We start from the raw sequence: 5023 nt of genomic DNA, 5'->3' as shown, positions 1-5023 counted from the left end.
CATCGAGGTCGAGTGCCGTGCCGAGTGCGCCGCCGACGATTCCGCCGATGTCGATGCCTGCCAGGCCGCCCAGGTCGAGGTCGGCCAGTGCGCCTGCATCGAGTACTGCGCCGAGGGAGGATCCGAGGGCTGCCGCGAGGCCACCCTGCAGTGCGAACACGCTTTCCAGGCCACCGGCAAGTCCGCCTGCGATTCCGCCGCCCGCGCCGATTGCTGCGTCGAGGGCTGCGCCGAGGTCCGCAGCGATTCCGCCGCCGAGGCCGAGGCCTGCGGTCAAGGCCGCCCCGAGGCCGCCTGTGAGGCCGCCGACGAGGTCGAGATCGATCTGGCCGGCGTCGATGACGACACCGAACACGTCCCCGAGTGCGGCACCGAGGTTGGCGCCGATTTCTCCGCCGACTCCGAAGACTGCGCCGAGAGCTCCTTCGAGTGCTCCTTCGACCCCGACGAGTGCACCGAGGTCGATGTTGCCGGCTGCGCCGAGAGCTGCTTCGAGGGCACCTTCGAGACCTGCCCCGACGCCTGCGCCCACGCCGGCACCGAGACCGAGTCCGCCGCCGATCAGGCCGGTCAGTGCGCCACCGAGGTCGGCTGCACCGCCCAGGTCGATGGATCCCCCTGCGCCGATGACGGCTTCGAGGGCTGCGCCGAAGGCCGCACCGAGATCGGCACCGATTTCACCGCCGAGAGCGAGGGCTGCACTCAGTGCTGCACCGATCGAGGCGGCGATGTCGCCGGCCAGGTCGATGTCTCCACCAAGTCCGCCGCCGATTCCTCCGCCGATGACGCCCCCACCCGCGAGGCCTCCGCCGACCACTGCGCCTGCCGTCAGGCCGATTCCCGTCGACAGTCCGCCGCCGATGGCTGCGCCACCTGCAAGGCCACCTTCGACGGTTGCTGCGGCGCCCGCTCCGGCACCCAGGATCGCGGAGAGCTGCGTGCCGGCACCGGCGAACAGTCCCGACTCGGCCACCAGCGGTGCGACGGCCACGATGTCGGCGTGGGCGACGTCTCCCAGACCGGCGGCGGCGAGAGCGCCTTCGGGATTGGCGCAGTACGCGGCAGCTGCCTCGTCGTCGCGGAGCAGGCTCAGGATGAAGTCGAGTACTGCGTTGGTCGCCATGATGGCTCCTTCGGTGGTGGTCGTTCCTGGTCGATCGGAAGTGGTTGATCGGAAGCGGTTGATCACAAAGCTATGGGCCCCGAGGGCATCGCCCAACGGGGTGCATCCCCCTACTCGAGCCGGCGGGCCCAGGGGTGGTCCGTTAGGGGATTGCGGGCCGTTAGGGGGTTTGCCCTCGAACATGTCCTGGCCCGCTGTGAGTAGTAACGAAAGGTGCGATGATTTCGACATCAACTCACAGCGTCGACGGGCGTCGCTGCACAACGAGATTTCGGAGAATACGATGAGCGCTGGGCTCGGTGTACGGATCGGAACGGTCACTTCGGTGGCCGCGCTCGACTTTTCCCACGACCCGCGCGCTGCCCGTGATTTCTCCACCGACGAGGCGATGCCCACGGTGGTAAGGCGTTCCGCCCTCGACCTGTCCGGCGACGTGCCCAGCCTCGCGCCCCAGTGGACGAGGCAGCAGCGTCACCTGCTCAGTGGTTTCGCCGATCGTGTCGGCGACCCGGTACCGCTCATCGACGAGGACGGCACGGCGCACCTCGCCGAAGACCTGTTCGCGACGGCAACTCGCGCGCTGGTCACCGAAGCAGTCGTCGATGCCCCGTCCACCCCGGCTGTCGTCGTCACCCATCCGGATCGCTGGACCGGGTACACCGCAGACGTCCTGCGCGCAGCACTCGAACGCGCAGGGGTTCCCGACGCCACCCTCGTGCCCGAGTCGTTCGCGTCCATGCGGTGGCTCGAAGTCAGTCGCGGCGAGCCCGGCGAGGGCTTGACCGTCATCTACGACCTCGGTGCCACATCTCTCGGAATCACGTTGATGCGCACCGGTTCCGAAGCAGGAAGCATCGGAAACGGCGTTCACTCGACGGATTTCGGCGGCTCTCAGTTCGATCACCTCATCACGCAGTACGTCCTAGACACCGTCTCGAGCAGTAGGTCTTTCGAGTTCGACCCGTTCGATCCCGACACCGTCGGTGCGCTCGTCGAGCTGCGGGCTCGGTGCGGCGAAGCCAAAGAGCAGTTGTCGTACGAGACGGCCACGACCCTCTCGGTCGAACTGCCGGGCCTTCACGCCGACACCAGGCTCGTTCGAGACGAAGTCGAGGATCTCATCCGGCAGCCGGTTCTCGATTCGATCGAGCTCGTCCGCGAAACACTGCACACCGCGGGCCTCGACGCCTCCGCGGTCACCCAGGTGTTGCTCACCGGTGGTAGCGCCGCAATTCCTCTTGTCGCAGAGCTGATGTCGTCCGAGCTTCGGGTCCCCGTCGTCACGGGCCCGCACCCCGATCGCATCCCCGCCATCGGCGGCGCCCTCATCGGAAACGACATCGCACGCACCACGGTTGCGGACGTTCCCCCCGCTCCCGTTCCGGTCGTCCGGCCCACACCCCGACCGGTGACGACGTCCATGGCGTCGGCAGCCGCAGCGCAGGCACCGGGCATGTCCGGGCGTAAGAAGGCGGGAATAGTCCTCGCATCGGTCGCCGCACTGGTGGCCATCGCAGGAGGCGGTCTGTCCCTCGGAACATCGCTCACCGGTAACGACAACGAGGTCGCCACGGTGTCGGAGAACACCGCGGACACCACCGGAACCCCGTCGGCACCCGGAACCACGGCCGCGGTCGTCGCCGACATCGGACAAACAGGCACAACGGCCAACGGCCTGCCCGCTCCGACGGTTGCACCCGACGGCACCCTGATCCCCGCAGCCGGCACCGTCATCGCCCCCGACGGAACCGTCGTCGCCGATCCCAACAGCCCCGCGCCCGCCGCAGCAGCCCCGGTTGTCGGCGGCGCCGCACCTGCACCGGCACCCGCTGCTCCAGCCCCCGCACCCGTCGTGAATGCCCCCAACGTTCCCGCACCGAACGTGAATGTCCCCAACGTTCCCGCACCGAACGTGAATGTCCCGCAGCCGCCGCCACCGCCGCCGGCTCCGTCGGCGCCGACGATCAACGTTCCTCCCATTCAGAATCCCCTACCGGGCACCCTGAACGGGGTCGGCAATGCCGTCGAGGGCGTGGGCCAAGGACTCGGCGGTGTGGTCGGCGGGGTCACCGGCCCGCTGCTCGGAGGACGCTGACCATCGTGTCGACGGCTCTGACCAAGCCCGAAATCTCAGCACGCGCGGCCGCTCGCGGACGTCCTGTGTCCGGCGCATTGGCCGGAACCATTCTCTCCGCGACGGGTGGCTGCCCGGCAACGGTGGACGTGGCCCTCGACGCAGCACAGCGCGCCGATGCCGACATCCCCGTCACCAAGCTCATAACGGACGCGGTGCACGGCTATCGAGTCGAGGCACTTCGCGCAATGGACGAGCACGAACAGGTCGCTGTTGCACTGTCCCACTTCGGTGTCGCTTCGGACGTCGAAGTGTTGACCGATCTGGTCGACGCGCCGATCGACGCACGTGCAGTGCTGGACGGCGCTGTCGCGGCGGGCGTCCTGTCCGGATCAGACTTGGCACTCCCCGACGTCGAGCGAGCACTGGTCGATGTTCTGGGCAAGAGGCGGTCGATGTCTGCGTTGACTCGACTACTCGAATATCGGTGCAAGACAGATTCATTGGACGTCGACACTGCGATTCAGCTCGCGGCATTCGGCATCAAACATTCGGAGTTGGCCAACTTCCTGCGCGTCGCCGCGACCCGTGCGACGCCCGAATCGGCTGCCGCACTGTACGACCGTGCGGTCGATGCAGGCGCAGACGAGCTTGCCGTCGCAGCGGAACGCGCCGAAGCCGCATACCTGGCGGGCGATATCGATGCGGCACAGCGGTTCTGCGATTGCGCCCTCGAACGATTCGACGCGCTGGACGTACATCGGCTGCGTACGGCGGTCAGGGTGTCGGCGACGGTGGCCGCCGCGCGCGGAATGGTCTCGCGCAGCCATCAGCTCTACACCTGGCTGGGCGCCGACCGAGTCGGGCCCGATGCGGACATCGCGGAATTCCTCGCACTCACCGCGGGTGATCAGGCAGCGGCTCACACCGCGACCGCCACCGCGAGCCAGGCGCCGCCGACAGCGTCCAGCGCCGCCACCTCGCTGGTGACCCAGGGACTACGGCAGTCGGTTGCTGCGACGTCCACGGCGGACACCACATCCGTCACCCACACCTTTATGCGCGCGGTGTCGTTGGCCGGTGGCACTCCGCGGGCGCTCCCCGATTCGGCCGCAGCCGTCGCAGCATTGTTCGCCTTGCACTGCGGAGACCTTTCTCGAGCGGAGTCGACGGCTCGGCGCGGCACCGCGACACTGTCACCCCGCCATCCGGACGCACAACGGCTGGCGTTGGTGCAGGCGTGGTCGGCGATGTTGGCGGGCGATCTCACCGCAGCGCAGACACGCGTCGATGCGATGCAGATACCGTTGTCGCACACGAGGAATCGGTTCTTCCTCCATGCCCTACGCGTCGGGCTGGCGCGGCGAAGCGGTGATCCCGGGTCGCTGTCCACGGCATGGGAGGACGCGCAGGATGTCGTCGCCGAGTACTCCGTGGATTTGTTGTCGCTCCTTCCGGTGGGCGAGTTGTGGCTCGGCGCGGTGCGCGTCGGGCAGCCCGAACGCGTCTCGCACCTGATCGCGCAAGCCGATGCCGTGATCGCCGGGCTCGACGAACCACACGCGTGGTCGTCGGCTCTGCACTGGTACGGCGTCCAGGCCGCGATTCTGGCCGAACGGCCGGCCGAACTCGTACCGCACGCCCGGGCGTTGGCGCTCGCGGCGGAAACCAATCACTTCGGCGCTGCACTCGCCGGCGCGGGCCGAGCATGGCTCGCGGTGTTGCAAGGCCATCCCGACCCTGCCGACGTCGAATCTGCGGCTCGGTCGCTCGCCCATTTCGGTCTCTCCTGGGACGGCGCAAGGCTCGCCAGCGAGGCGGCACTC

The 5023-nt window shown here is 68.3% G+C and carries 3 protein-coding genes; 2 read left to right on the top strand and 1 reads right to left on the bottom strand.

What is annotated here, in order from left to right:
* A partial coding sequence (locus WBQ44_RS10650) for an IniB N-terminal domain-containing protein (protein WP_495566659.1) occupies positions 1 to 1123 on the bottom strand: 1123 nt, incomplete at its 3' end.
* A 283-nt stretch (positions 1124 to 1406) separates the two neighbouring features.
* On the opposite strand from WBQ44_RS10650, the gene WBQ44_RS10645 reads away from it, so the two are divergent.
* The gene (locus WBQ44_RS10645; RefSeq protein WP_495566658.1) at positions 1407 to 3218 is read left to right on the top strand and encodes an Hsp70 family protein; all 1812 of its coding nucleotides are present in this window, start codon (positions 1407 to 1409) and stop codon (positions 3216 to 3218) included.
* Positions 3219 to 3223: 5 nt separating this feature from the next.
* Positions 3224 to 5023 (top strand): LuxR C-terminal-related transcriptional regulator (locus WBQ44_RS10640; RefSeq protein ID WP_495566657.1); only part of this gene is annotated, 1800 nt, incomplete at its 3' end.

Source organism: Rhodococcus sp. (in: high G+C Gram-positive bacteria) (assembly GCF_049591685.1).
In the GTDB taxonomy this organism is placed as follows: Bacteria; Actinomycetota; Actinomycetes; order Mycobacteriales; family Mycobacteriaceae; genus Rhodococcoides.
The sequence above is the reverse complement of the archived record's forward strand: the minus strand, read 5'-3'. Positions and strand labels throughout refer to the sequence as shown.